The following is a 24,789-nucleotide window of genomic DNA, read 5'->3' on the forward strand; positions in this document are numbered from 1 at the left end:
GCTATGATCCTAGTATTGTTTTTTCTTCTTTAGTGGTTTTAGCACCATTAAAGAAATTATTAAGGTTTTCATATTGTGTCATTTTAGCAGCATTCTCAACGCTATCATGAATAAGGATGCGCTTTTGATCAATATAGACGACTTCATCAACAATGCGCCAGATACTTTCTAAATCATGGGTAATCATAATAATAGAGAGATTCAAATCCTGCTTTAATTTTAAAATCAATTGATCCAGTTCATAAGTGGAGTGTGGATCAAGACCTGCTGAAGGTTCATCAAGAAATATAATCTCAGGATCAAGTGCTAAAGTGCGTGCAAGTGCTACGCGCTTAAGCATTCCGCCACTTAATTGCGAGGGGTATTTAGCATAAGCATCTTCGAATAAACCAACCATTTTAAGTTTTAAGCGTGCCAGATCAATGACAATATCACGGCTGAAACTGGTGTACTCTTGCAAAGGAAACATGACATTCTCAAGTGCAGTTAAGGCGCTAAAGAGTGCACCACCTTGAAACATCATGCCCATATGACTTGCAAACTGGCGGCGTTTTATCTCATCATCACATAGATCAGAAATTTTTTGCCCTAATAAAAAAATCTCGCCTTCAGTGACTGGCTGCAGCATCAATATTTCGCGGATTAATGTTGTTTTACCGGAGCCACTTCCTCCAATAATTGAGGTAATGCGATGGGGATAAATTGTCAGATTTAAATTTTTATGTACCCAGACGCCATCAAAGCAAGTGCCTAGGTTTTTTACTTCAATAATCGGTTGTTCTGTTATTTCCGGCATCACTTATATCCCTATCGCACTAAATAAGATGGAAAATAGTGCATCGGTCACAATAATTAAAAAGATCGCATAAACGACGCTTTTAGTGGTTTCTTGACCGATGCTTAACGAATTATTTTTAACAACAGTGCCACGATAGCAGCCAACAGCACCAATAATAATCGCAAAAAATGGTGCTTTGATCAGCCCTGTCAGATAGTTATTAAATGAAACTGCTGTAGAGAAGCGTTGTAAAAAGTCATAAAAGCTAATGCCAAGCGATGTTTTTGCCATAATCATACCGCCAACACAGCTGATAATATCAGCAATAACGATGAGTAGGGGAAGGGAGATCATCATGCCAATAATGCGTGGTAATATCAGACGCTTAATCGGGCTAATACCAAAAGTTTTAAGGGCATCAACTTCTTGCTGGACTTTCATTGAACCAAGCTCTGCAGTATATGAGGAAGCAGATCTGCCTGCGACAATAATCGCTGTGATCAAAGGTGCAAATTCACGCAGTAGTGAAATACCCAGAAGATCAACGACAAAAATATTAGCACCATAAATTTTAAGCTGTGAGCCAATTTGATAGCACAATACAATTCCGATCAAAAAGCACAGTAATGAGACAATGGGAATGGCCTTGACGCCCGTTTGGATAACGATATCTAATAATAAGCGCCATTGAGTAGCAAAAGGTGTGCGAATCACTTGTAAATAACTCATCACTGTGGCGCCAATAAAAGCGATGAGATTTTTACTATCTTTAATATAGCTTGTTGTTTGCTCACCAATTTGATAAACCTTTTCATAGGTATTTAAAGGTTGTAATCGACTGTCATAGTTGGTGTAGTTCTTATGAACCAAATTAATTAAACTTCTTTGTGTATGAGTAACTTTAATGGCAGCTTTTAAAAAAAGTTGTTGAATTTTATAGATAAAGTAAGCACCAGAGATATCTAGCTTTTCAATTTGCTGTGCATCAATGCACATAATGTGTTCTTTAAGGTTTTTAATTTTTGCTAAGATACTTTGATCAAGCGATTGCCAGCGCCACTGTCCTGTTAATATAAGGGTTTCAGCGCTTACATAAAATTTTGCATTGTCTTTGCTCATCTTAGTAGTTTTTGACTTATTTTCTTTTTTCATCCTTGGCGCCAACATAACGAACAACTGTTCCAAAGTATAGAGGGTTATCGCTAATATTGGAAAGATTAAAAAAATTAAAAGGAATTAAGAGGATTAATATTAAAGTGATTAATCAATGCGTTATTAAGCATAATAAGTGGCAAACCAATGAGACTGTTGAAATCATCACCTTCAAGGCGTTCAAATAAACTGATGCCCAAACCTTCAACTTTAAAGCTTCCAGCACAGTTCAAAACATCTTCTTGTGCTAAGTAATTAAGAATCTCCTGAGCACTTAGGTCTCTAAAATGAACATTAAACTGGGCGTGATCAATAAATTCATGATGGCTTTCTGTGTCTACAAGATAAAGGCTTGTCATAAATTTAACACACTGTCCGGAGAAAGATTGAAGTTGGCTAAAGGCACGATCTTTTGTATGTGCTTTAGTAATGATTTCTCCATTGAAAACACCAACCTGATCACTGGCAATAATGATCGTGTTATTTGGCTTGACTCTTTGTAAGATCGCTTGTGCTTTGGTTTTAGCTAGGCGTTTAACAAGCGCTTGCGGTGGTTCACCTTGCAATATCGACTCATCAATATCAGGCGCATAGGATTTGACATTAGGTAAAAGTGTCTTGATTAAGTTCAAGCGGTAGGGTGAAGAAGATGCAAGAATAAATCTTTTAGGCATAAAATGTGGTATTAGCTTTTGATTAATCGCTACATATGGCGCAAAATAGCAACGTTTAAAATAAAAATCGACCCCAAAGACCAAAAAAACTAAAAAAACTAAAAAAACCAAGAAGATCAAAAATATGTTATTGAAAGAAGCTGGCAGTTTAAACAGTGAAGTGGGTGTATATGCAGCACCTAAGGTACTTTATTCAAGGCGTGAGGAGTTTTTAAATACCCTGACGCATTTTATCGGCGCATTATTTAGTATTGTGGCGCTTATTGTCTTGATTGTTAAAGCCCTAACAACAGGACATACCATTAATGTGGTTGCCGTCACAATATTTGGCGTGAGCTTGATCTTAATGTATGGTGCTTCAAGTATTTACCATGGAGTATCTAAGCCCAAACTTAAAAAAGTATTGCGCAAAGTGGATCATTTAAACATTTATTTCTTAATTGCTGGCACCTATACGCCGATTGCATTGATTGCTTTATCAGGTGTTTATGGTTGGATTATTTTTGCGCTTTTATGGGGTGCGGCAATTGCCGGATTTGTCTATAAAGTACTGTTTTTTGGCGACGGTTGGTTATCAACAGCACTTTACGTCATCATGGGCTGGACAGCGATTGGTTTTATTGTACAAATCGTTGAGGCATTGCCTGGTGGGTGCTTGATGTGGATTATCTTAGGTGGTGTGCTTTATACCAGCGGCGTGGTTTTTTATATGCTTGATGAGAAAATTGAGTTTTGTCATTTTCTATGGCATTTATTTGTACTCGCTGGCAGTATTGCGCATTTTTTTGCAATTTATCTTTATATTGCGGGTATGAGCTAAGCGCTGGCTAATGACTTGAGTTTAGGTTTTATATTATTGTAAGCGTTACTTATGCTTGACCGCGGGAAATTCACAAGAAAAATTTATGAGCGAAATAATATGAATATAATACACCTAACCACCAATAAAGAACGCCCAGACGCTCTCAGATTTTATGAAAAGCTGGGATTTAAAGCCAGCCATGAAGGTATGAAATTATATCTGGAGCAAAAATAATGGGAAAAATGATTATTGATCAAGAATACAATAAATTGTTTCTAGAGCTTAAAACGCGTGTAACTGCATCAAGATATAGGGCTGCTGTTAAAGTTAACAACGAGCTAATTAATCTTTATCATCACATAGGCAATATTATTTTGCAGTCGCAAGAAAAAGAAGGATGGGGAGCTAAGATTATTAATCAGCTATCAATGGACTTAAGAGCAGAGTTTCCAGATATGAAGGGTTTTAGTCCCCAGAACCTTAAATATATGCGTAAATTTGCAGAGGAATTTAGCCAAACTGAAATTGGTCAACAAGCTGTTGACCAAATCCCTTGGGGTCACATCGTACTCCTTATGTACTCAGGACTAGATAAAGATCAAATAAATTTCTATGTAAATCAGACAGTTGAAAACGGCTGGTCTAGAAACGTACTGTCAATGCAAATAGAAACCAAATTACATAAAAGGAAAGGCACGGCGGTTACCAATTTTGATAAAAAATTACCCTTACCTCAATCAGACTTAGCACAATCAACATTAAAAAACCCGTATTTATTCGATTTTTTAAGTCTAGGAGATAAAGCTCAAGAACGTGAAGTCGAAAAAGGTTTAGTAAAGCACATAGAAAAATTCCTTTTAGAGCTGGGTGAAGGATTCGCATTTCTAGGAAGGCAATATCACTTGCAGGTTGAGGATCAGGATTTTTATATTGATATGCTTTTTTACCATATAAAACTGCGCTCCTTTGTCGTTTTAGAGCTTAAGTCAGGTCAGTTTAAACCAGAATATGCAGGCAAAATGAATTTTTACTTATCTGCTGTTGATGATTTATTAAAACATTCTGGTGATAACCCATCTATTGGCTTAATTCTGTGTCGATCAAAGGTGGGTATTTTAGCAGAATATGCATTGCGTGATATGACAAAACCAATAGGGCTTGCTGAATATCGCCTAGAAGATTCATTACCTGATGATATTAAAACATCACTACCAACGATTGAAGAGCTTGAATCTGAGTTGTCGAAAAGAATTAATTCTGATGAGGACGGTGATGAATAAGATTACTTTTGAAAAAGAAACAAAATTAATTGATTTCGACAAAGATCAACCTAAGAGAATTATTTTTAGTTTTAATAGCGAATCAGCTACCCCAGATGAAAATGACGAGAGTGTTGTTTATGAATGCAGAAAGAGATAATTTTTCAAAATCTAATACGAGATAAAGTATCAATGACAAAGAGTGGAATGAGATCACAAAAGATGAAGCAAGATGTTAGTGCAATGATACTGGCAGCAGGGCGTGGACGCAGAATGGGTGATATGACCAATCACACACCAAAACCACTGATTAAAGTCAATGGCAAGTCATTGATTGAGTGGCAAATAGAGCGCCTTGTTAGCGCAGGGGTAACCAATATTGTGATTAACGTTGCTTATTTAGCTGAGTTAATTGTTGATGAGGTTGGTTTTGGCGAGCCTTGGGGGATAACTATTTGCTATCTATATGAGCCTCTAGATGCCTATGATACCGGTGGCGGTATTGCTCGAGCGCTACCATGGCTTAGTGATCCCTTTATTGTGGTTAATGCCGATGTGATGACTGATTATGATTTCTCGCATCTTATTCACTATAGTCAAGCCATGAAATCATTAGCGCATTTAATCCTAGTGCCTAACCCTAAACATAATCTAAAGGGTGATTTTTGTTTGGATGGTCAAAGCAATATTATCGATAAAACCGATAAAATAGGGCAAAGCTATACTTATACGGGCATTAGTGTGTGCAGGAAGTCACTGTTTGCCAATGTTTATGTTGGAGAGAAGGTTTCTCTGCCAAGCATTTGGCAGTCTTTCATTGAGCAAAAAGCAATAAGTGGTGAGGTTTATCATGCCAATTGGTGTGATGTTGGCACGCCTGAACGTTGGCAGGAGGTTAGTAATGGCTACTAAACCAGTTATTAACAGTAAAAAAGAGTTATTTGCATCACGCTTATTCAAAGTTGAAGCACTTGATTTAACGTTTAGCAATGGTAATACACGTACTTATGAACGTATTGCGCCTAAAAGTGATGGGCATACTGCTGTATTAATCGTCCCTATGCTTGATGATGATACCGTTTTGCTTATTAAAGAGTATTCATCAGGTGTCGAGGATTATACTTTAGGTTTTCCAAAGGGGGCGATTGACCAAGGGGAAGATCTCTATCAAGCAGCAGATCGGGAGCTAATGGAAGAAGCTGGCTTTAGCGCAAAGCATTATACATATCTGAAAGACGTTTATTTGTCGCCTAATTATATGAAACAGCATATCTCATTAGTCGTCGCTGAAGGTCTTTCAGTCAAAACTGCTCAAGGCGATGAACCAGAAGATTTAGAAGTTGTGCCATGGAAATTATCAGATATTGACGCACTCATTACGCACCCGCAGTTTATCGAATGTCGTAGCTTTGCCGCTTTATTATTTGTCTGGAAAAAATGGCTAGGAAAATAATTGCTAATAAAAATGAATCAATAAGTTACGCTAATGCTTACCTCACCCCTTGTGGGAAAGCTCGTGTAGCGTAAGCTGCACGGGTGAGGGGTGATTGAAGTTTAACTACTTGTGATAGAGCTCATACATTTCTTTAGCATGTTGTAATGTTTTATTGGTAATATCAACACCACCAATGATGCGTGCCGTTTCATTAATGCGCTCTTCTTTATTAAGCTCTAGCACTTCTGAAATCGTATCATGTTCAAGATGCTTTTTGCTAATATGTAATTGCTGGTCACCTTGAATAGAAACTTGTGCTTGATGGGTAATACAAAGGATTTGCGCGTTTTTAGCGACTTGCTTAAGGAGTTTACCCACAATCTCAGCCGTGCCGCCACTAATGCCAACATCAACCTCGTCAAAGATAATGGTTGGTGGGGCGATTTTTTTTGAGGATACAACATGTATCGCAAGACCAATACGACTTAGCTCACCACCTGAGGCGACCTTATCAATGGGGGCAGGTTGTTGTCCTGGGTTAAAGTTAATTAAAAAATCACAGTGATCAATGCCATTGGCATGCTTTGTTTGACCTTGAGTAATACGTGCGTAAAACTCACCTTTTGGAATATTTAGTTGACGAACATATTGTTCAATTTCACTGGCGAATACTTTGCTTGCTACTTGACGTTTGTTGCTTAGTGTTTTGGCTTTGCTTAGATACGTTTCTTCTAAAAGTGATTTGTCTTTAGTTAATTGCAGAAGTTTCTGCTCGTTTTGCGCATGAGCATTAATTTTTTGCTCAAGCTCAGCAATATGCAGATAAAGCTGTTTAGGGTCAACCTTGTGTTTACGCGCTAGCTGATAGATCTCATTAAGTCGCTGATCAATCTGTTGTAATTTTTCAGGGTTAATCTCCAGATGATCTAAAAGGTACCTTGCCTCATGTTCAGCTTCTTTTAAATAGACTGTAGACTCTGTTAGTAGGTTGTAAATGTTTTTAAACGCTGAATTGTCGCTATATGTACTTAATTGATGTATTAGGTTATCGATTGTGCCTAATAGGCTTTGCTCATTATCATTGATGCATTCAACAACTTGGGCGATGGTCTGAATTTGTGCCTCGGCATTCGCCAGTGACTTGTGTTCTTGATCTAGGTCATTTAGTTCATCTGCGCCAAGATTTAATTGAACCAGTTCATCATATTGATATTGCATTAATGCTAAAGCCGTTTTGTCTTTTTCAATACGTTCTTGCTCTTCGCTAATGAGTGAATTTATCTCAGATAATTTTTTAAAAATTGTACTAATTTCATCAATTTCAGCGCTTAAACCTGCATAAGTATCAAGGCGTATTAGCTGGTTGGCAGGATCTAATAAACTGTGATGAGCGTTCTGACCATAGATGCTAATTAACTGCTCACTTAATTGTTTAAGCTGTGTCAAGGTCACTAAACTGCCGTTGATGAATGCACGTGTTTTGCCATCTTTTTGAATCACGCGACGCAATAAACACTCATTGTCTTCGGCGAGCTCAAAGCTTTTTAATAGCGTTTTGGCATTAGGAATTTTGCTGATATCAAAAATAGCAGAGATTTCACACGCCTGATCATTAGTTAATGCTGATTTATCAACGCGCGCGCCAAGAACGATATTAAGGGCATCTAATAAAATAGATTTTCCAGCGCCGGTTTCGCCTGTAATTGTGGTCATGCCCGATTTGAAATGGATTTCAGAGTTTTTGATAATGGCAAAGTTTTTGATTCCAAGAAAGTTAAGCATTATTTAGTGGTCTTAAGACAAAGTATGGTGAAAATGTAGCATATCCTGCTCTAAAAAGCTTTTAAAATAACATTGTCTTAAGCGTCTTTTTTTGTCATGATGCGTCTTAAGTTTTAAGCGCTTAAAGTAGTCAAAATAACTCATATGAGCAAGTTAATCGACATTCCAGTAAAAGTTGAAAGCGGTAAAAAATACCAAACCGAGCAAGGATTTTCCGCAGTTAAAGACGGTATTAAAGATAAGAAAATCAATGAGATCCGTATTCAAAAGCCTGATTGGTTAAAGGTGGCAAAGCAAGATTCAACAAAGACATATCTGCAGGTGAAGTCATTAACTAAAAAGCATAAGCTATCCACCGTTTGCGAAGAGGCAAAATGCCCTAATATCAATGAGTGTTGGTCACATGGCACTGCCACGATTATGTTGATGGGAAGTGTCTGCACAAGAGCATGTAAGTTTTGCTCGGTTGATACGGGTAATCCCAAAGGTTGGTTAGATGTCAATGAACCTAAGAATGCTGCTGAAAGTGTTAAATTAATGGGGCTTCAATATGTGGTGTTAACGTCAGTAGATCGCGATGATCTATCAGATGGCGGGGCGGCACATTACGCGCAAACCATTAATGAAATAAAAGCACTTATTCCTGAGATTAAAGTTGAAGCCTTAACACCGGATTTTCAAGGAGACACAAAGTCGATTGATAAGCTTATCGCGACAGAGGTGGATGTCTTTGCACAAAACGTCGAAACGATTGAGCGCTTGACAACTAAGGTACGTGACCCGCGTGCTGGCTATTGGCAAACGATTAAAGTGCTTGAATATGTCAAATCACAAAAACCTGAGATTTTAACGAAAACGAGTTTAATGTTAGGTTTAGGGGAGACGCATGACCAAGTGCTCAAAGCGATGGATGATTTGCGTGCTGCCAAAGTTGATATTTTGACTCTAGGGCAGTATATGCAGCCAACAAAACATCATTTAGCAATCGATCGCTTTGTCACACCCAAAGAGTTTGACGACTATCGTCAAATTGGTTTGGAAAAAGGCTTTCTTGAAGTTGCTTCTGGCCCCATGGTGCGCTCAAGTTATCGCGCCGATCGCGTCTTTAAACGTAATAATTTAGATTTGTAATTTTACCATATGATTTCCAAGTTGATGCTCGTTTGTTAAGACGTGCGTTAATAGACAATGGTTATAGTGAGCTACCTATTTTGAGTGAACATGTCGTTGAAGTGAATACGCTGCCAATGATTCATAAAGACCCGCTTGATCGTATTTTAATTGCCCAATCGATGGTGGAGGGAATTATGCTAATGACTGCCGATGAGTCCATTTGTCAGTACCAACAAGCAATGATCAAGAAAGTATAGGGTTAAAAGAGTTTTGAATATCATGTAAGAAGCCTATAAAACCTGTTAATGCTGTTATATAATGCGCAGCAGTTTTGCAAAAAGTAAAAAAGTAAAAAAGTAAAAAAGCAAAAGAAGATATTTATAAGGAGACAAAATGGCATTATCAGTAGTGATCTTGGCGGCAGGTCAAGGCTCTCGCATGTGTTCTAAAAAATCCAAAGTCTTACAAACATTAGCAGGGAAAACCTTAATACAGCACGTTGTTGAAACGGTGGAGTCACTGCAAGCAGATAATATTATCGTGGTGCAGGGACATCTTGGGCAGCAGGTGCAATCCTCTTTGGAGGATAAAACAATCACATGGGTTGAGCAAACTGATCGTTTAGGTACAGGACATGCTGTTTTACAAGCTTTACCTTATATTGATAAAGAAGATAAAGTCTTGATACTTTATGGTGATGTACCTTTAGTGTCTTTTGATACCTTGAATCATTTGATTGAGGTAACACGTGCTGATGACTTAGGTATTTTGACCGCTGAGCTTGATAATCCTCAGGGACTTGGACGGATTTTACGTAATCGCTTCGGTGAAATTGAATCGATTGTGGAAGAAAAGGATGCTTCAGATATTCAACGTCAAATTAAAGAAATTAATACGGGTATTTATTGTGTTAGTGGTAAACACCTACATCAGTGGTTGCCTGCCATTGAAAATAACAATAAACAGAAAGAGTATTATCTAACCGATATTGTTGCCTTTGCTTGTCGCGATAAAGTTAATATTCGTGCCGCACATCCAGCGCATAACTTTGAGATTTTAGGCGTTAATACCCGTGCGCAATTGGCAGATCTTGAAAGAATGTGGCAAAAAGCGGTGGCTGAGCGCGTGATGGCAAAAGGTGTTTCTTTAGCCGATCCTAACCGTTTTGATGTTAGGGGCTCTGTTGAGATTGGGGCCGATACATGGGTGGATATTAATGTATTAATCAAAGGTAATGTTGTTATTGGTGAAGACTGTGTGATCGGTGCTAATTGTATCTTAAAAGACTGTGTGATCGGTGATAACGTTAAAATAAAACCCAATACGATTATTGATGGTGCTGATATTAAAACCAATGCTGTTGTTGGACCTTTTGCGCGTATTCGTCCTGGGAGTGTGTTGGATGAGGGTGCGCATATTGGTAATTTTGTTGAGATTAAAAAGTCAACGATTGGCAAGGGCAGTAAAGCCAATCATTTAACGTATATTGGCGATAGCACGGTAGGTTATAACTGCAATATTGGTGCGGGTGTGATTACCTGCAATTATGATGGAGCTAATAAGCATCAAACGATAATTGGTAACGATGTATTTGTCGGCTCTGATTGTCAGTTGATTGCACCTGTAAGTATTGGCGATGGTGCTAATATCGCCGCAGGGTCAACGATTACTAAAGATGTACCAGAAGGGAAACTTACGATTAATCGAATGAATAAGCAAACAGTTGTCCCCGGTTGGCAGCGCCCTGTTAAAAAGTAGCAAATATGATTTAGGGACGTATTGCATACGCCCAAAAAAAATCAAGAAAGTAGGGGCGTATTGCATGCGCCCAACAAACAAAAAGCGAGAAAATTATGTGTGGTATTGTTGGTGCGGTTTCAGAGCGCAATGTATTAGCGATTTTACTTGAGGGGCTAAAGCGCCTTGAATATCGTGGATATGACTCAGCCGGTGTGGCGTTATTAGATAATAAAGGCAAAATTGAGCGTATACGTGCTCTGGGTAAAGTTCAGATGCTTGCAGAGAAAGTGGCTAAAGACAGTGGCTTTAAAGGATCTACTGGCATTGCACATACCCGTTGGGCAACGCATGGCGAACCATCAGAGCAAAACGCGCATCCACATGTCAGCCAGTCAGGTAAAATTGCGATTGTACATAATGGTATTATTGAAAACTATATGTCCCTCAAGGAGCAGCTTATTGCAGAGGGTGTGTCATTTCAATCACAAACAGATACTGAGGTGGTCGCGCATTTGCTAGAGCATCATTGGAATACTAAACATGACTTTATTAGTAATGTGCAGGCAGTAATTAAGAAGCTCAAAGGTGCGTATGGTCTGGCAGTTATGCATGAGGATCACCCGTACAGTATCGTTGTGGTGCGTTCAGGCTCCCCTATTGTAATAGGCTTCGGCATTGGTGAGAATTTTATTTCTTCTGATACTTTGTCATTATTGCCTGTTACCAATCGTTTTGCTTATCTTGATGAGGGTGATATGGCACTTGTCACACGTGAAAAAGTGGAAGCCTATGATCAAGCAGGGATTAAAAAAGTCTTAGATATTAAAGAGCTAGATCAAGCCCAAGATGCTGCCGCTAAGGGTAAGTATAAGCATTATATGCAAAAAGAAATCTTCGAGCAGCCGCAAGTGATTGCCGATACATTTGCTAATTGTATTAGTGTGGATAATGAGATTATTATTGAGAAGTTTGGCTTGGAAGCCAAATCACTTTTTGCTGATGTTGAGCATGTTAAAATCGTAGCTTGTGGCACCAGTTTCCACGCCGGATTGATCGCTAAATACTGGATAGAGGAATATGCACAAATTCCTGTTGATGTTGAGATTGCCAGTGAGTTTCGTTATCGCCAGAGTGTGGTGCCAAAAAATAGTTTATTTATCACGGTATCGCAATCAGGAGAAACCGCAGATACCTTGGCAGCATTGCGTCAAGCCAAAGTGCTTGGGTTTATGAAGACATTGAGTATCTGTAATATGCCTAATAGCTCAATGGTGCGTGAAGCTGATTTGGTGTTTATGACGCAAGCTGGTCTTGAAATGGGGGTCGCTTCAACCAAAGCATTTACCACGCAGTTAGTTGGTTTTCTGCTTCTTGCAGTTGCCTTGGGTAAGTCACGAAAAGTGTTGAGCTTAGCGCTTGAGAAAAATATTTTGGCATCACTCAAAAAAGCACCTGAAATTGCTAAAAATATCTTGGCTTTAGATGCTGAGATTGAGCAGCTTTCTTATGACTTTGTTGAGAAACATCATACCTTGTTTTTAGGTCGTGGTGTGCAATATCCAGTGGCATTAGAGGGAGCACTTAAACTCAAAGAGATCTCTTATATTCATGCTGAGGCCTATCCTGCAGGTGAGCTTAAGCACGGTCCATTAGCTTTGGTGGATAAAGATATGCCGATTGTCGCGGTTGCACCTAATGACACGTTACTTGAGAAACTTGAGAGTAATTTGCAAGAAGTGCAAGCACGTGGTGGCAAGCTCTATGTGTTTGTTGATCATGCGATTAGTCAATCACTACATATTGATTCTAAGCACACTTTTATTATTGAGAGTGTGCCAGAGGTTGTCTCACCGATTATTTTCACCATTCCATTGCAGCTTTTCTCTTATCACGTGGCAGTGCAAAAAGGTACAGATGTTGATCAGCCGCGCAATTTAGCAAAATCAGTAACGGTTGAGTAATGAATATTCTGGCAATTGATACCTCAAGTGCTTATTGCTCGATAGCACTCTTTACAGAAGATAAACAGTGCTTTAGCGTAACGCGTCATATTCCGCGTAAGCATAATGAGCAGCTTTTACCAATGATTGATGAGCTAGTCATGCAATCAGGTATAAACAAAAGAGATATTAATTTACTTGCTTATGGTGTGGGACCTGGCAGCTTTGTTGGTGTGCGTTTAGCTGCAGCGGCTATTCAAGCAATGGCATTAACACTAGATTGCCCCGTGGTTGGTTTCTCATCAATGCAAGCAATTGCAATGAGTGCTTATCATCGCTATAAGGCGGAGCATATAACTGTCATGCTTGATGCGCGTATGTCAGATGTTTATTTTGGGCAATATATCTGGGATAAAGATTTTAAGATCATGAAAATCATTCAAGAAAAATGCCTTAAAGTTGCCGCATTTAATCAGGCGATTGAAGAGCAAAACTTAGGATTTATTATTGGCGAGGTGATCAATGATGTGGATATTGAGCTTAATGCCATTGATTACTGTCCGGATGTCAGTTTGTTGCAAGAAGTGATTCTGTATAATTATCAACAGTCTAAATTTGATCACCAGTCTCAAACTATCGTCCAGCCTGTCTATTTGCAGGGCACTTCTCAATGGAAAAAGTTGTAAATTTAGCTTTTAAGTTTGATATTACTTTTATCGAGTTGAAATCCTAACTGTTCAAGGTTTTTAATCTCAGGATTCGCTTTTAATGAGGTGTAAATTTCATCGATTTTTTGTGCCTTTTGTTGTTGAATGACCTGTGCAGGTGTCACTTGTGTTGCCACAGGAGGAATTGATGTTTCAACGGTATGATCAATTGGTGATATAACAGTAACTGCTGAAGTAGTATCTGCTGTTGATTGCTTAGCCATTTGCTCAGCAGCTGGCGCTAATGTGATATTAGTATTTGCTTTAGTTGGTGCTTGATCTTGGTTTAAATGGCTAAAATTAACCTTAATATTACGCCCTTGTTTAAGACTTAAGGCATCTTCAATTTTCTTAATCGCATTCGTTGTAATGAGCGCTTTAATCGAATCAGAAGTTTGTAACGTATAGATATTATCACTGTTATCAAGCAAGCTTGAGTTCAAGACAATTTGTAATGTTGTGCCTTTAAGTCCAAGGCTTTGACTTAGGTGGTACCAATCAATTTTACTATTGTTGATTAGCGAATTAGTATCATTAACAATTGCATCAGCCTTTGGTGCGGTAATTGTATTATTGTCTGCTATTGTTTCGGCTTTTTCAGCTTTTTTGGCCGCCATATGCTTGGTGTCAGATTTAGGCTCTTCGGCAATCATTGACTTGATTGGTTCATTAAGCGTTTTGCCTTCTGTCACAAGGCTTGGTGTGATAGCTTTATCGGTAACAGACGCAATAACAGTGGGTTTATGCGCTTGACTAGCAGAATGAGATTCACTTGGCGCTGCAAGTGCTATTTTAAGTGCGCTTAGATCAGGTTTTTTATTTAGGCTTGGCGCTGTCTTTGTATTTGTCAGCGGTACTGTTTTGTTTGCCGCTTGTGACACAGGCAGCAAATCCAGTGAAAAAGCACACAAGCGTAATAATGCCATGCCTAACCCACATTGGGCGTTTGGCGCCAGATGAAGATCTTCTTTAGCCTTGATTGTTAGCTGGTAATAAAGCTGCAATGTATCTTTACTGTAATGTTCTGATATGGTTTTAAGAATTTCATCTGAGCATGGAATGCTTGATAAGCCTTGATAGCTAAAACCAATAAGGCTTGCGTAATAAAAGCATTCTGCCAGAGCGTTTAATACGGACTGTGGTGATTTCCCCGCGAGAATAATCTCATCTGAAAAGTTAATAATGGCGTTAGTATTTTCCTCTAACAATGCAATCACTAGTTTATCAATCATTTCCTTATCAACAATGCCAAGCATCGTTTGCACAGCATGTGTTAGAATCTCACCTTTGCTATAAGCAATTGATTGATCAGTTAAACTCAGTGCATCACGCATACTGCCATCAGCAGCGTGAGCAATAATTTTTAATGCATTTTGCTCAAAAGTAATTGCCTCAAGCCCAAGGATTTCAACGAGTTTTTGCTCAATTTGCGTCTCACTTAAGTGCTTTAAGTTAAACTGCAAACAGCGTGATAAAATCGTGATAGGTAGTTTATGTGGATCAGTTGTTGCTAACAGAAACTTAACGTGCTCTGGTGGCTCTTCAAGTGTCTTAAGAAGTGCGTTGAAGCTGTGTTGCGATAACATATGTACTTCATCAATTAGATAAATTTTATATTTACCTTGGCTTGGCATGTATTGGACATTATCAAGAATATCGCGTGTGTCCTCAACTTTAGTGCGTGATGCAGCATCAATCTCAATCAAATCAACAAAACGACCTTGCTCAATCGCAACACAGTGCTCACATTGTCCACAAGGATGAGAGGAGACACCATTTAAACAATTGACCGATTTTGCCAGAAGGCGTGCCAAAGAGGTTTTACCAACGCCTCGAGTTCCTGTGAAAAGATAAGCGTGATGTAAACGATTTTGATCCAATGCATGGATTAAGCTATTTAAAACGTGTTGTTGACCAACGACTTCGGAGAAGTTTTTAGGGCGATATTTACGGGCTAAAACCTGATAAGACATGTATGCACTTTGCTAACTCAAATTGCCAACTAGTATAACGACAACCTTGCCTAATGCACAGTGCGTTTGTTGGTTTTTATGCGTTGATTGATAGTTTTCTAGTGCCATGGTTTATAGAGAAAATTATCGGCATTTATTTCTTTTTTTAATCTTTGCTTGATATGTATTGAGGGGTATTTGCAGCTAACTTTATATGGGACTAGCTTAATTTTGTATTTAGCAAACCATTTCCTAACTGTACTTTCCTTGAAGCCCAATTGGTTTGCCAGTTCTTGATAACTTAACTGCGAAGCTTTGATCTTCTCAAGAGCTTCATTTACATCAACTTGATAAACGACCTTTATGCTGTCCGCAAAGCTTATAGTACTATATTGATTTGCCATAATCCTTCCTTATTTATATATAACTCTACCAATGAGTAGTTGGACAGTGACCACCAGTAAAGGAGCTAGAAAGGCAATACTGACCCAGTGTGCTATCAAACGTCCATCGAGTATTGGAAAACCCATAAGGCGCGGACCTAGTTTCTAGCTGACTGAAATATTCGGCAAGCTGATTGGGGGAGTCGTCATTAAAGATATCTTCCAATGCATTTTTAGTAGTCTCATCAGCAACGAGTTTATGAGCCCAAACATCAAAATCATTTCCTGGATCGAAGGAACGAAGCATGGGAGCTGGACCCAAAATCAAATTGGGCGTTAACCATGTTAAATAGCTATTGGTTAAAGCGCTGCAGTTGTTTACATTTCCACCCCTGAAATCATCTATTACAGTCTGTGGGGCACCAGAATTAGCCAAAATTGCTATAATTTTATTTACACCATCTCTATATTCATTTCCTCTAGGATGACCAGAAAAAGCTTTATTTATTCGTTCAATTAAAACCGCCTTATCCAATACGTGATGCCTCGTGGCTGATAGGGCTCCAGCAGCATGGCCAGCCGTTGGATGACATCCGTTGATATTGCATGGAATATATGTCCCTCCAGGAATGTTAGCTGGTCTGTTATTGTTTACACTCGCTCTACAAGTTGCTGATAATATATTTACTGATACTATTGATAGTAAAATGGTAAAGATATATATTTTTCGATTAAGCATTGATACCTCGCTTTTTATTAAAATTTGTGGGAGAGCCAAGGGGCTCAGAAAATATTGAAATTACAGTGTCAGCTAAAATAATACTTATTAACGATCTGTTGGTAATTCCTCTAAGGCATATAAAATTTGTATAGTAGCTAACTCAGCATCTATATCACTAAGTGGCCCAAAGTTTTTAATCAACTTTGTTTTCGCAGTGATATTGCACTTTGCAAATGTATCAGAGTATGGATCAGGATCTCCATGTGGCTGACAGTATTCGATCAGGTACAGACTTCTGTCTGTATAATCATCGTATAATTTCATCAGTTCAATGGAGCTTATAATTTTCTGTTTCCACTTTTGAAAGCTATCAAAATCAGCCTTTTTAGCATCTTTACATGTCTTAATCGAAGGATCATTAAAAGCTGCTAAATTATATGCAGCTCTTGAAAGTGGTAATTCATCATCTGTGAAATTGCTTCTAATACCAACATTATATTTGCAAGCATTATACATATCCATGTTTTTGTCTTCAGACATCCCATTGCTATAAACAAGTGATAAAGCAAATGTAATAATTAAATTTTTTAATTTCATATTTTCATCCTATTTGATTTTAATTGATATTTTTATATTTATGGCAGTTGTCTTTTTACTACAGAGTACACCAACGCAGGCGAAATAAAATCTAAGTTAACAACCTGAGGAGTATTTTCTACAGTAGCTAATAGCGTAGGATAATAGGAACCAAATCTAGCATTTACGCTGTTGGCAATATACCTGATATCTTTTGTTCCAAAAATTTGTCCAGTAAAAGTCCAGCTTACTTGGAAGCCTAAATCTTTAGGTCGATGATTATCCATGTTTTCAAGTTGCTTATAAAACATTTCCTCAAAATTTTGAGTGTTCGCATATCCACCAAAAAGATTACCATAAACACCATCCTTAGGGTCATAGGTGGTGGGATCTTTAACTTTTTTCCCTAATGCAATATATTGATCTAATTTATAGTGACTCACTAATTCAGCGTACTCAGGGTCTACTATAATGATGATTTTTCCTCGGACGTCACCCACTTTAAGCCCGCCCCAGATAGGTTTTGTAACTTTAGCAAGCTTGCTTTTATATTTGGTGTTAACTAGCTTTAAAAAAGCGTCCATTGAGCTTTCTTCTGTGTGACTAATTCTCAATACTACGAACTCTTTATTGTGACTCGATAGAAACTGAGACGTGTCTTTCAAAATATTTTCGACTATTTCTCCTTGGCATCCTATTTTTAATGACTTATGAAACGTCACTAATTTATTAGAAGTGTTCGTCTCAATTCGTACATCAAAAATGCGAGAACCAGAGCGCAATTGATCAGCAACATCACTAGTTTGGGTGATAACCCAGCTTCTTGCCACGCCGCTAGTGCAGCTTGTCGCTTGGCTCATTCCTGCATCATGCGACCCTGGCAGGGTAATATCACTAATAAGCGTACTATCTTTGAGCTGAGACATCCACTTACTCATCGATAGCTGTGTTGCCTTATCCATAATGCTCACATCGATATAGTTATTTCCTGTTCTGATAAAAGCATCATGAAATAAATCTAAACTTTTATCTTCGTTATAAGATTTCTTCTGAATATCTGCTCCTAAAAGAATATTGTTGATTTCTTCTTTGGTCTCATCCTTTACAATGACAACAGTACCCGCTTTATTATCAAACTCTAAACATTCTGCTTCTGCAGGATTTAGTTTGATATCGGCCTTTGTGCCTAGAACAGAAAATATCAATGTATTAGCACTGGTGTTATTAATGCAAAGACTTGCAGTAGCTGCATAAGCCCCAGTTGACATAAGTGCAAAAGTAGAAGCAGCAATGAGTTTTTTGGTTAATGATTTTTTGTGAGGCATGATTTTCTCCTTGTGTTGTTAGAACTTGTAATAATAAATTTGCTGTAGTTAAATTTAGTACTTTAAGTTAATTATGGTTAAAAATTATTTATAAATGATCGGGTTTACTCTTTCAGTAGATGAGCTTGCATTATGATTTCAAGCTGTTATAAAATTATTTTTGAATTGTAAATTTTTTGTAAATATAGAGCCTTACGATTATGGTTTGAATTTAAATAATATTAGACTCTATGAATTTCAATTTATTCCTATATCCCTCGTGTGTTTCAACAAAAGCTTGAAGTTTAAAATTACCCTTTTTACTATAAATGCGAATCACTCTCCCTGAGGTTTCATCAGCATAATCAATTACTAGGGCAGGAGAGCTCGCCAAGTTAGTAATCAACTGTCGTTGATTACTATTTTCATGAAAATTATAGAATATCTGTTGATATAACCAGCCAAAATCTTTATCACGTGGATCTATCCAATAGGCGTTATGATTTATGTGAATTTGAATCTGCAAAAGATAATCTGTAAAGATCTCTTTAGCTCCAGCTTGTTGTGAATTATTAGTTCGACTTAGGTGTAGCTTAGTGATTTGGTAATGCTTTCTTGTAGTTACCGTTTTTGTATTGGTGATAATAGGGACGACCCCAGAGTAAACATTAATCCCATAAGTCGAAATGCTATAAAGGTGATCATCTCCTATTTCGACAACGGGCACAAATAGTGGCATGCTATGGGCATCAGTCAGTGCTTCTGGAAATGAAAATGGATAATTCTTACCATTGATGCTCAGCACATACTCCCCCTCAAGGCTAATATCTGATAGATCAAATTTGTAAAGCCCTGGTTTACCAATTCGCTCTTGCTTAACAGGCGTTAGATTCAGTGGTTGAACAGTGACCCCGTAAGAGATGAGCGAATTTGTGAGTAATATAGACAAAGAAAGATATTTAACCATCATATTTCCTTTATTTTTAAATTTTATATTAAACTTCTCACCTCAAACCTATAGAGTTATAGGCTTGAGGCAAATATCACTACCAGACAAAAAATTAGAATGGTGACTGAGTATCAAAATAGATTCTCATAGGTGTATGCAAGACATTATTATACGCAGTTTGATCGGAAGTAATGTATCGTGCTTCTTGAATTGCATTGTTAAAAAAAGTTCTTGTAATGGGAGCAATGATGATTTCTGATCCTATATGATTATTCGCTGATTTATTTAGCTCTAGTAATACAGGATATTCAGATACTATATCCAAAGAAGGACAATCATATATAGCGTACCACTGCTGGAAAGGCTTGGAGCAGTAATGGTAAAGGGAAGGAGTCTTGGGTAAATAGAGTGAATAGATATCTTTTACAGAGTTGTAAAAAGCTATAGTTTTATTATTATCCATAGATTCTATTACTAGTCGATATTTTGGCATTAATCCACTTGGATCTTCGATGGCTTCAAATTTTACGGGAGAGCGCTTAAGATCTGCGGCAATCTCTTGAGTGACACTGCCATATCTTGCCGGCAATTGGCGTAGAAAAACCTTACCATCCCTATCGATTGCGTAAGAAATCTGATAATAAAACGGTTGTTCATCTTTAGAAAAAAGTTTATAAATTTCGTAAAAACTTAATGTATTAATCTTCAATGAAGTGGTATTTTTATAAGTATCTGGTGGTGTTACATCGTTATTATAAGGAGGATTTGGTAAGAGTCCTATATGACTAGCTTCCCACACTTTACCTTTAGCAAAGTCCTTGATTCCAAATAGATAAGTATTATCGCCATAGTAAGATGTGGCAGAGAAAATTGCACCACTACCATTGAGTAAACCTTTGGTGTTTAACTCATCATAAGTTTGATAAAAGTTAGTATACTTAGGGTTGTTGCGTGTTGGTAACGCCATTAAATGTGTTTGTAAAGCAGTGATCAAATCCACTATACCTTTCTCATTTGCATCCTCATTTCCATTTAATGACTTAAGGTCATAGCTATTCCCTTTAAAATTGATCTCTCCATTTCGTACTTTGTTTGAACTGCCTGTTTGCGCAAAATAATGACTTAAGTCAATAAATAGGTTCTGCATATTTATATAAGGATGTTCTCCATCAACTAGCACGTTTTCATCGTTAATATACTCATCATAACTCACAAAATAATCTTTATTGTATTTGATAAACGAAGTGAGCTTAATGTATTCTGCTGCTGTATCACGCAATTTTTGAATGGCAAGCTCTCGTGCACTTTGCGTTAAATCTTCTGGATCAACGGTGAGTTCTGGAAAATAATATTCCCAAGGGGTAACACTAAAGTCGATTGCCAACTGTCCACTTTCAGGCAAAGGATCATCGCTGCTGGTGAGGTTTATGCTTTCACTTCGTACTGCATTTTGCGCCATATTAGACTTTAATTGTTGTAACTGTTTGCGTTGACTCTGATCAATATTAAAATAATGATAGAGCTTATCCTGATAAGCTTTAAATAATTCATCAAAGTCTTTGATCGGTAAAGTCAAAATTTTAGCTCTTATTTCATCAATTTCCTGATTAGATAAGGTAAGTATTGGATTTTGTGCGAAATCATTATTTAATGACGTCAAGACAGCTGGTTTAGATTGTTCAGCAAAAAACTGCTCTAGCGAAGGCGTGTTATATAATTTTTTGGATTGTGCTTGCGCTTTTTCATCGTTATTTATTTTTTCTTTATATTCATTACGTTGGGTTTGGTAGAGCTCAAAATCGTTGCTAAAAATTTTACCATCCTTATTAGGAATCAATGCGGATATATCTATTATATAATTAAGCTGATCATTATAACTACCCGTAAGTTTATTATACTGAGTCACGTCTCCATACTCACTGTTATATTTGTCAATGAAAGCAGAAACTCTATCTCTTAAGATTTGGGTTTGTAAAAATTCTTTTTCAGGTACGCCAGCGTCGCTCTCTTTATATTTTTCATACAGCCTGAGCATGATATTATATAGCCTATCCTCATTGGCATAACTATCTTGAATCAACAATTTAAGCTTATTTGTCATTTCTGTTTTTTCTTTAATCTTTTCCAGTCCTGCATTATCAAATTCAATTGCATCTGGCAATGTAGCGGCTTTTACTTCAATATGTTCTAGAGAAAAAGAATTCTTAAAATAATCTGACGTGCCTTCAATAACTTCTTGAATTTTTGCCTTAATCTCGCTTTCTATGCTAGCAAGTGCACTAGCATCACCAATAACATTACCAAATGTCCCCGTGTTACTAGACATCTTGTAATCTGATCGCTTGATCGATGCAGCCTCAGCATGACCATATGAGGCACTGACAGAACCAGAGTTAATCAATCCATTATACTTATAAGAGGCACTAGCTGACAAAGCCCAATCTGATTCTTTTTGATCGGTTGTTGCTGTCGCTGTCACTTGCCCAAAGGCACCAGCGGCATAGGTTACGCTACTCACAAAATGCGTGCCATATTTTTGCTTGAATTCTGCAATCAAAACAGGTTTTAGTTCTGATTGTGCTTGTGAAATCTTATTAAGCGCATTACGTAGCCCAGGATTTGCTGTAAACATGGCCTCCCTAAGATTCTCGCGAATGCTATCATTGATGTTAATAATATTATCTACCAGTGGAATGTTTAATTTATATTCTCTTGTGTATAAATAGCCTTCATTATAGGAAGTGGATTGCTGGCCTTGAAGCGATTTGCTATTTTGTTCAAATGCGCTTTGTAATTGTGCTTGATGAAAGCCAATGCTTAAACCAGCACTTAAACTGGCGTTGTTTTTAACGGAACCTTTTTCTTCAGCCTTACTTTCTTGCAGATCAGTGTAGCTTGCAGTTCTTGTCATGGTCTCTATCCATAATGGTGTAAAGTCATCATCATTAGATGAGTGCATATAGACAAGCTTCCCACTTTTTAAATCTCCCCCTGATAGTATGCTGTTAGTTTTAATGTCATAGGCAGCTCCTAGATGGATGTTTTTATAGACAATCGTACCACCTACTTTCTCTGTTTCCAAAGCAGCATAAAGTTCACCACCGCCAAACGTGCTACTTAATGCTAGTATAACGGGCATCACTTTCCTTTTAAATTTCATTTGTAGTCTCCTTGTTAATCGATAATTTGCTGTGATAAAAAGAAATCAGCAAAAGAAATTTTGACTGTTGAATGTTTGGATATTTTTTCCAATTTGTAAATATTTTGTAAAGGTTTAGAATAACATGACAAAAACACTCTGTTTCTATAGAAAAAAAGGATGCTTTCATATAAAGTCTTTTTTAAAAACATACATATATAATCTGGAGCTTACTAACTACATGAGTGCCATATTTATTTTAGATGATGACCAAGAATGTCTTGATTTGCTAAAAAGCTATTTTGAGCAGTTTTACTCCGTTGAGACTTTTTCTAAGCCAGAATTATTTTTGCAGCGATTTGCAAAGGAGGTTAGCAATTGTAGTCTGTTGCTTTTGGATCTAAATCTGAAATCCAACCTTATGGGAACCGATGTATACAAAAGCATCATAATGCAGAAGAAGATCCCCACAATCGTTATTTCAGCTCTACTTGACCCTATTGATAAAGTGATTTGTCTAGAACTTGGCATCAATGATTATGTCACTAAACCAATTCACATAAGAGAGCTTCATGCAAGAATAAAAAATCTGTTGAATTTATGTAATGAGAATCCCTTTAATCAGCATGAAAATAACAACGCTGCCAAAGGTGAATGCTGTAAGTATTTTTTCTCAGGTTGCGTGCTTGATGTGAGCAAAAAAATATTAGTGGGAAAATCAGGTGAAGTATTAGTCTTGACAAAAACATTGTACAATTTGCTGGTCATATTTCTAGAAAACCCTAAAAAAGTAGTTTCGCGTGAAATCTTACTCAAAAGACTTGGCAAAGACTATGATATTTACGATCGATCAATAGATGTACAAGTTAGTGGTTTGCGTAAAAAAATGACTAAGTTTATAAAAGATGAAATCATTCAGACAAGGCATGGCATGGGTTATTGCTTTGACTCGGATGTCATAAAGGAATGATATGCTTTACGCACTAAAACATGCAATCAAAACGCCCATTCTTAGTATTACATTAGGAGTTATTGTGATTGCCATTATTATTCAATCGATCCTAGGTATTTATTTTCTTACTGAGTATTTACCTTCGGAACAAAATAAAAAGCAAATTGCAGAATTAGCAGAAAGAGTCAAACGATTCGGGCAAAATTTATCATCTGAGCAAGATTTTATTGATCATGTGGAAATACTGCAAAAAAATAACATTCGCGTTGGGGATTATAGCCTAAAGATAGGCCTGACAAAAGAGAGTTTATGTGGCGATGATGATGGATTTAATAATGTAGTACTTGCCTTGGATAATGAAAAATGTTTCTTTTTCCAATACAATAAAAATATTGGTGCAACCTTTCTCTTTAGCAAAGACTCGCCAGTTAATGTGACCATATGGCTGCCGCTTATATCTTTGCTGTTTATACTCGCATTGATATTGATCTATATCTTTGTGATATACAGAAGTTATTTCTATAGTATTTTTTATGCCAACTATCTATACCGCTATAGTAATAACTTTGAGAATAAGCAACTACTTCAGCTAAATGGCAGTCATAACAAATTTTTATCCTACTTAAACCGAAAAGTTATATCTTCAACGACAAACATTGAATCAATTATTAAGTCGCGCTCGAAATTACTATCAAGCACTTTGCATGACATACAAGGGCCACTAAATCGAGTTCGCTTAAGGATGGAGATCGAAAAAGGAGAGGTTAGTATAAAAGATGAAAAAGATTTTAATGAAATCAAACAAATATGCTCAGCATTAATTTTATATGGGAAGACCGATTGGTTGACCTCTGAAAATAATCAGTTGTTTGATTTGATTAGTTTACTGACGGAAGTTGAAAAAGACTATTTGTCTGTTGATTGCAATATCACATTCCATTTTAGCGGGAAACGAATACAAATATATGGCAAACAAACTGCGCTAAAAAGAGCCTTTAATAATTTGATTGACAATGCCTTTAGTCATGGAGATACAGTACAACTTAATTTAGTGACGGTCCAGAATAAAGCATTACTTACGATTATTGACAATGGTCCTGGCATAGATGAAAAATTAAAAGGTGTGATTTTTCAATATGGGGTTTCGATGAAAGGTTCATCTGGTTTGGGGTTGGCGATTGTTAGAGAAATCATAGACTATCACAAAGGTGATATAAAAATATTAGGTGACAATTAGCTTTACCGGTCACGACAACTAGAATTGCCGGTTAAATCATGTAGGCTATTCCTTAATCAATAAAGCTGCAGATAGTTAAGATTAAGGTATGGCAAGAAAACGAGTCACAACAGAACAGGTAAAGCTATACATGAAACTCAGACAAGAAGATAAACTCACCCAGATTGGCTGCGCTGCTAAATCAGGCTTTAGTG

23 protein-coding genes are annotated in these 24,789 nt (G+C 37.3%); 12 read left to right on the plus strand and 11 right to left on the minus strand.

Going from position 1 to position 24,789, the window contains the following annotated elements; genetic code table 11:
* Nucleotide 1 precedes the first annotated feature (1 nt).
* The 3 genes from F3D68_RS09680 to F3D68_RS09690 form a co-directional block, all read right to left on the minus strand.
* The gene (locus tag F3D68_RS09680) at nucleotides 2-796 is read right to left on the minus strand and encodes an ABC transporter ATP-binding protein (RefSeq protein ID WP_151194237.1); all 795 of its coding nucleotides are present in this window, start codon (nucleotides 794-796) and stop codon (nucleotides 2-4) included.
* Between the two features lie 3 nt (nucleotides 797-799).
* On the minus strand, nucleotides 800-1,930 hold the full coding sequence (locus F3D68_RS09685; protein ID WP_191092787.1) for an MlaE family ABC transporter permease: 1,131 nt from the start codon (nucleotides 1,928-1,930) through the stop codon (nucleotides 800-802).
* Nucleotides 1,931-2,004: 74 nt separating this feature from the next.
* Entirely contained in the window at nucleotides 2,005-2,604 is a 600-nt protein-coding gene (locus F3D68_RS09690; RefSeq protein ID WP_151194239.1) for a Maf family protein, read from the minus strand.
* Between the two features lie 124 nt (nucleotides 2,605-2,728).
* Here F3D68_RS09690 and trhA point away from each other — a divergent pair, with 124 nt between their 5' ends.
* From trhA to nudE, 5 genes are all read left to right on the plus strand, one after another.
* The gene (gene trhA, locus F3D68_RS09695) at nucleotides 2,729-3,424 is read left to right on the plus strand and encodes a PAQR family membrane homeostasis protein TrhA (protein ID WP_151194240.1); all 696 of its coding nucleotides are present in this window, start codon (nucleotides 2,729-2,731) and stop codon (nucleotides 3,422-3,424) included.
* A gap of 215 nt (nucleotides 3,425-3,639) precedes the next feature.
* On the plus strand, nucleotides 3,640-4,686 hold the full coding sequence (locus F3D68_RS09705) for a YhcG family protein (protein ID WP_151194241.1): 1,047 nt from the start codon (nucleotides 3,640-3,642) through the stop codon (nucleotides 4,684-4,686).
* Nucleotides 4,679-4,825, plus strand: a complete 147-nt coding sequence (locus tag F3D68_RS11295; protein WP_191092788.1) for a hypothetical protein — start codon at nucleotides 4,679-4,681, stop codon at nucleotides 4,823-4,825. The genes F3D68_RS09705 and F3D68_RS11295 overlap by 8 nt, the downstream gene beginning before the upstream one ends.
* Nucleotides 4,826-4,887: 62 nt before the next feature.
* Entirely contained in the window at nucleotides 4,888-5,577 is a 690-nt protein-coding gene (locus F3D68_RS09710; protein ID WP_191092789.1) for a nucleotidyltransferase family protein, read from the plus strand.
* Entirely contained in the window at nucleotides 5,567-6,118 is a 552-nt protein-coding gene (nudE, locus tag F3D68_RS09715) for an ADP compounds hydrolase NudE (RefSeq protein WP_151194243.1), read from the plus strand. The genes F3D68_RS09710 and nudE overlap by 11 nt, the downstream gene beginning before the upstream one ends.
* A gap of 105 nt (nucleotides 6,119-6,223) precedes the next feature.
* Here the strand turns inward: nudE and recN are convergent, their stop codons facing one another.
* Entirely contained in the window at nucleotides 6,224-7,882 is a 1,659-nt protein-coding gene (gene recN, locus F3D68_RS09720; protein ID WP_151194244.1) for a DNA repair protein RecN, read from the minus strand.
* 144 nt (nucleotides 7,883-8,026) lie between these two features.
* Here recN and lipA point away from each other — a divergent pair, with 144 nt between their 5' ends.
* The 5 genes from lipA (at nucleotide 8,027) to tsaB (ending at nucleotide 13,361) form a co-directional block, all read left to right on the plus strand.
* Entirely contained in the window at nucleotides 8,027-9,013 is a 987-nt protein-coding gene (gene lipA / locus F3D68_RS09725) for a lipoyl synthase (protein WP_151194245.1), read from the plus strand.
* 32 nt (nucleotides 9,014-9,045) lie between these two features.
* The gene (locus F3D68_RS09730) at nucleotides 9,046-9,252 is read left to right on the plus strand and encodes a type II toxin-antitoxin system VapC family toxin (protein ID WP_151194246.1); all 207 of its coding nucleotides are present in this window, start codon (nucleotides 9,046-9,048) and stop codon (nucleotides 9,250-9,252) included.
* Between the two features lie 136 nt (nucleotides 9,253-9,388).
* Nucleotides 9,389-10,753, plus strand: a complete 1,365-nt coding sequence (gene glmU / locus F3D68_RS09735; RefSeq protein WP_151194247.1) for a bifunctional UDP-N-acetylglucosamine diphosphorylase/glucosamine-1-phosphate N-acetyltransferase GlmU — start codon at nucleotides 9,389-9,391, stop codon at nucleotides 10,751-10,753.
* 95 nt (nucleotides 10,754-10,848) lie between these two features.
* Nucleotides 10,849-12,696 (plus strand): glutamine--fructose-6-phosphate transaminase (isomerizing), encoded by a 1,848-nt coding sequence (gene glmS, locus F3D68_RS09740; RefSeq protein ID WP_151194248.1) that lies wholly within the window; start codon nucleotides 10,849-10,851, stop codon nucleotides 12,694-12,696.
* Nucleotides 12,696-13,361 (plus strand): tRNA (adenosine(37)-N6)-threonylcarbamoyltransferase complex dimerization subunit type 1 TsaB, encoded by a 666-nt coding sequence (gene tsaB / locus F3D68_RS09745; protein WP_151194249.1) that lies wholly within the window; start codon nucleotides 12,696-12,698, stop codon nucleotides 13,359-13,361. The genes glmS and tsaB overlap by 1 nt, the downstream gene beginning before the upstream one ends.
* Before the next feature lie 2 nt (nucleotides 13,362-13,363).
* Here tsaB and dnaX read toward each other — a convergent pair whose 3' ends face one another.
* The 7 genes from dnaX to F3D68_RS09780 all read right to left on the minus strand — a co-directional run bounded on the left by dnaX (nucleotide 13,364) and on the right by F3D68_RS09780 (nucleotide 22,427).
* Nucleotides 13,364-15,355: a DNA polymerase III subunit gamma/tau gene (gene dnaX, locus F3D68_RS09750; RefSeq protein WP_151194250.1), complete on the minus strand. Its 1,992-nt coding sequence runs from the start codon at nucleotides 15,353-15,355 to the stop codon at nucleotides 13,364-13,366.
* A 98-nt stretch (nucleotides 15,356-15,453) separates the two neighbouring features.
* Nucleotides 15,454-15,738: a hypothetical protein gene (locus tag F3D68_RS09755; RefSeq protein WP_117001130.1), complete on the minus strand. Its 285-nt coding sequence runs from the start codon at nucleotides 15,736-15,738 to the stop codon at nucleotides 15,454-15,456.
* Nucleotides 15,739-15,763: 25 nt separating this feature from the next.
* Nucleotides 15,764-16,456 (minus strand): hypothetical protein, encoded by a 693-nt coding sequence (locus tag F3D68_RS09760; protein ID WP_151194251.1) that lies wholly within the window; start codon nucleotides 16,454-16,456, stop codon nucleotides 15,764-15,766.
* An 87-nt stretch (nucleotides 16,457-16,543) separates the two neighbouring features.
* A complete protein-coding gene (locus F3D68_RS09765) occupies nucleotides 16,544-17,035 on the minus strand; it encodes a hypothetical protein (protein WP_151194252.1) in 492 nt (163 codons plus the stop codon).
* A gap of 38 nt (nucleotides 17,036-17,073) precedes the next feature.
* Entirely contained in the window at nucleotides 17,074-18,339 is a 1,266-nt protein-coding gene (locus tag F3D68_RS09770; protein ID WP_151194253.1) for a hypothetical protein, read from the minus strand.
* Nucleotides 18,340-18,550: 211 nt separating this feature from the next.
* Entirely contained in the window at nucleotides 18,551-19,288 is a 738-nt protein-coding gene (locus tag F3D68_RS09775; RefSeq protein WP_151194254.1) for a hypothetical protein, read from the minus strand.
* A 91-nt stretch (nucleotides 19,289-19,379) separates the two neighbouring features.
* On the minus strand, nucleotides 19,380-22,427 hold the full coding sequence (locus tag F3D68_RS09780) for a hypothetical protein (RefSeq protein ID WP_151194255.1): 3,048 nt from the start codon (nucleotides 22,425-22,427) through the stop codon (nucleotides 19,380-19,382).
* Between the two features lie 124 nt (nucleotides 22,428-22,551).
* Between F3D68_RS09780 and F3D68_RS09785 the strand changes: the two genes are divergently transcribed.
* Nucleotides 22,552-23,376 carry a response regulator transcription factor gene (locus F3D68_RS09785; protein WP_151194256.1) on the plus strand — a complete coding sequence of 275 codons (825 nt, stop codon included), beginning with the start codon at nucleotides 22,552-22,554 and terminating at the stop codon, nucleotides 23,374-23,376.
* A gap of 64 nt (nucleotides 23,377-23,440) precedes the next feature.
* Nucleotides 23,441-24,595: a sensor histidine kinase gene (locus F3D68_RS09790; protein ID WP_191092790.1), complete on the plus strand. Its 1,155-nt coding sequence runs from the start codon at nucleotides 23,441-23,443 to the stop codon at nucleotides 24,593-24,595.
* The last annotated feature ends 194 nt before the right edge of the window (nucleotides 24,596-24,789 follow it).

The sequence above is a fragment of the Cysteiniphilum sp. JM-1 genome, assembly GCF_008711525.1.
Lineage (GTDB): Bacteria > Pseudomonadota > Gammaproteobacteria > Francisellales > Francisellaceae > Caedibacter.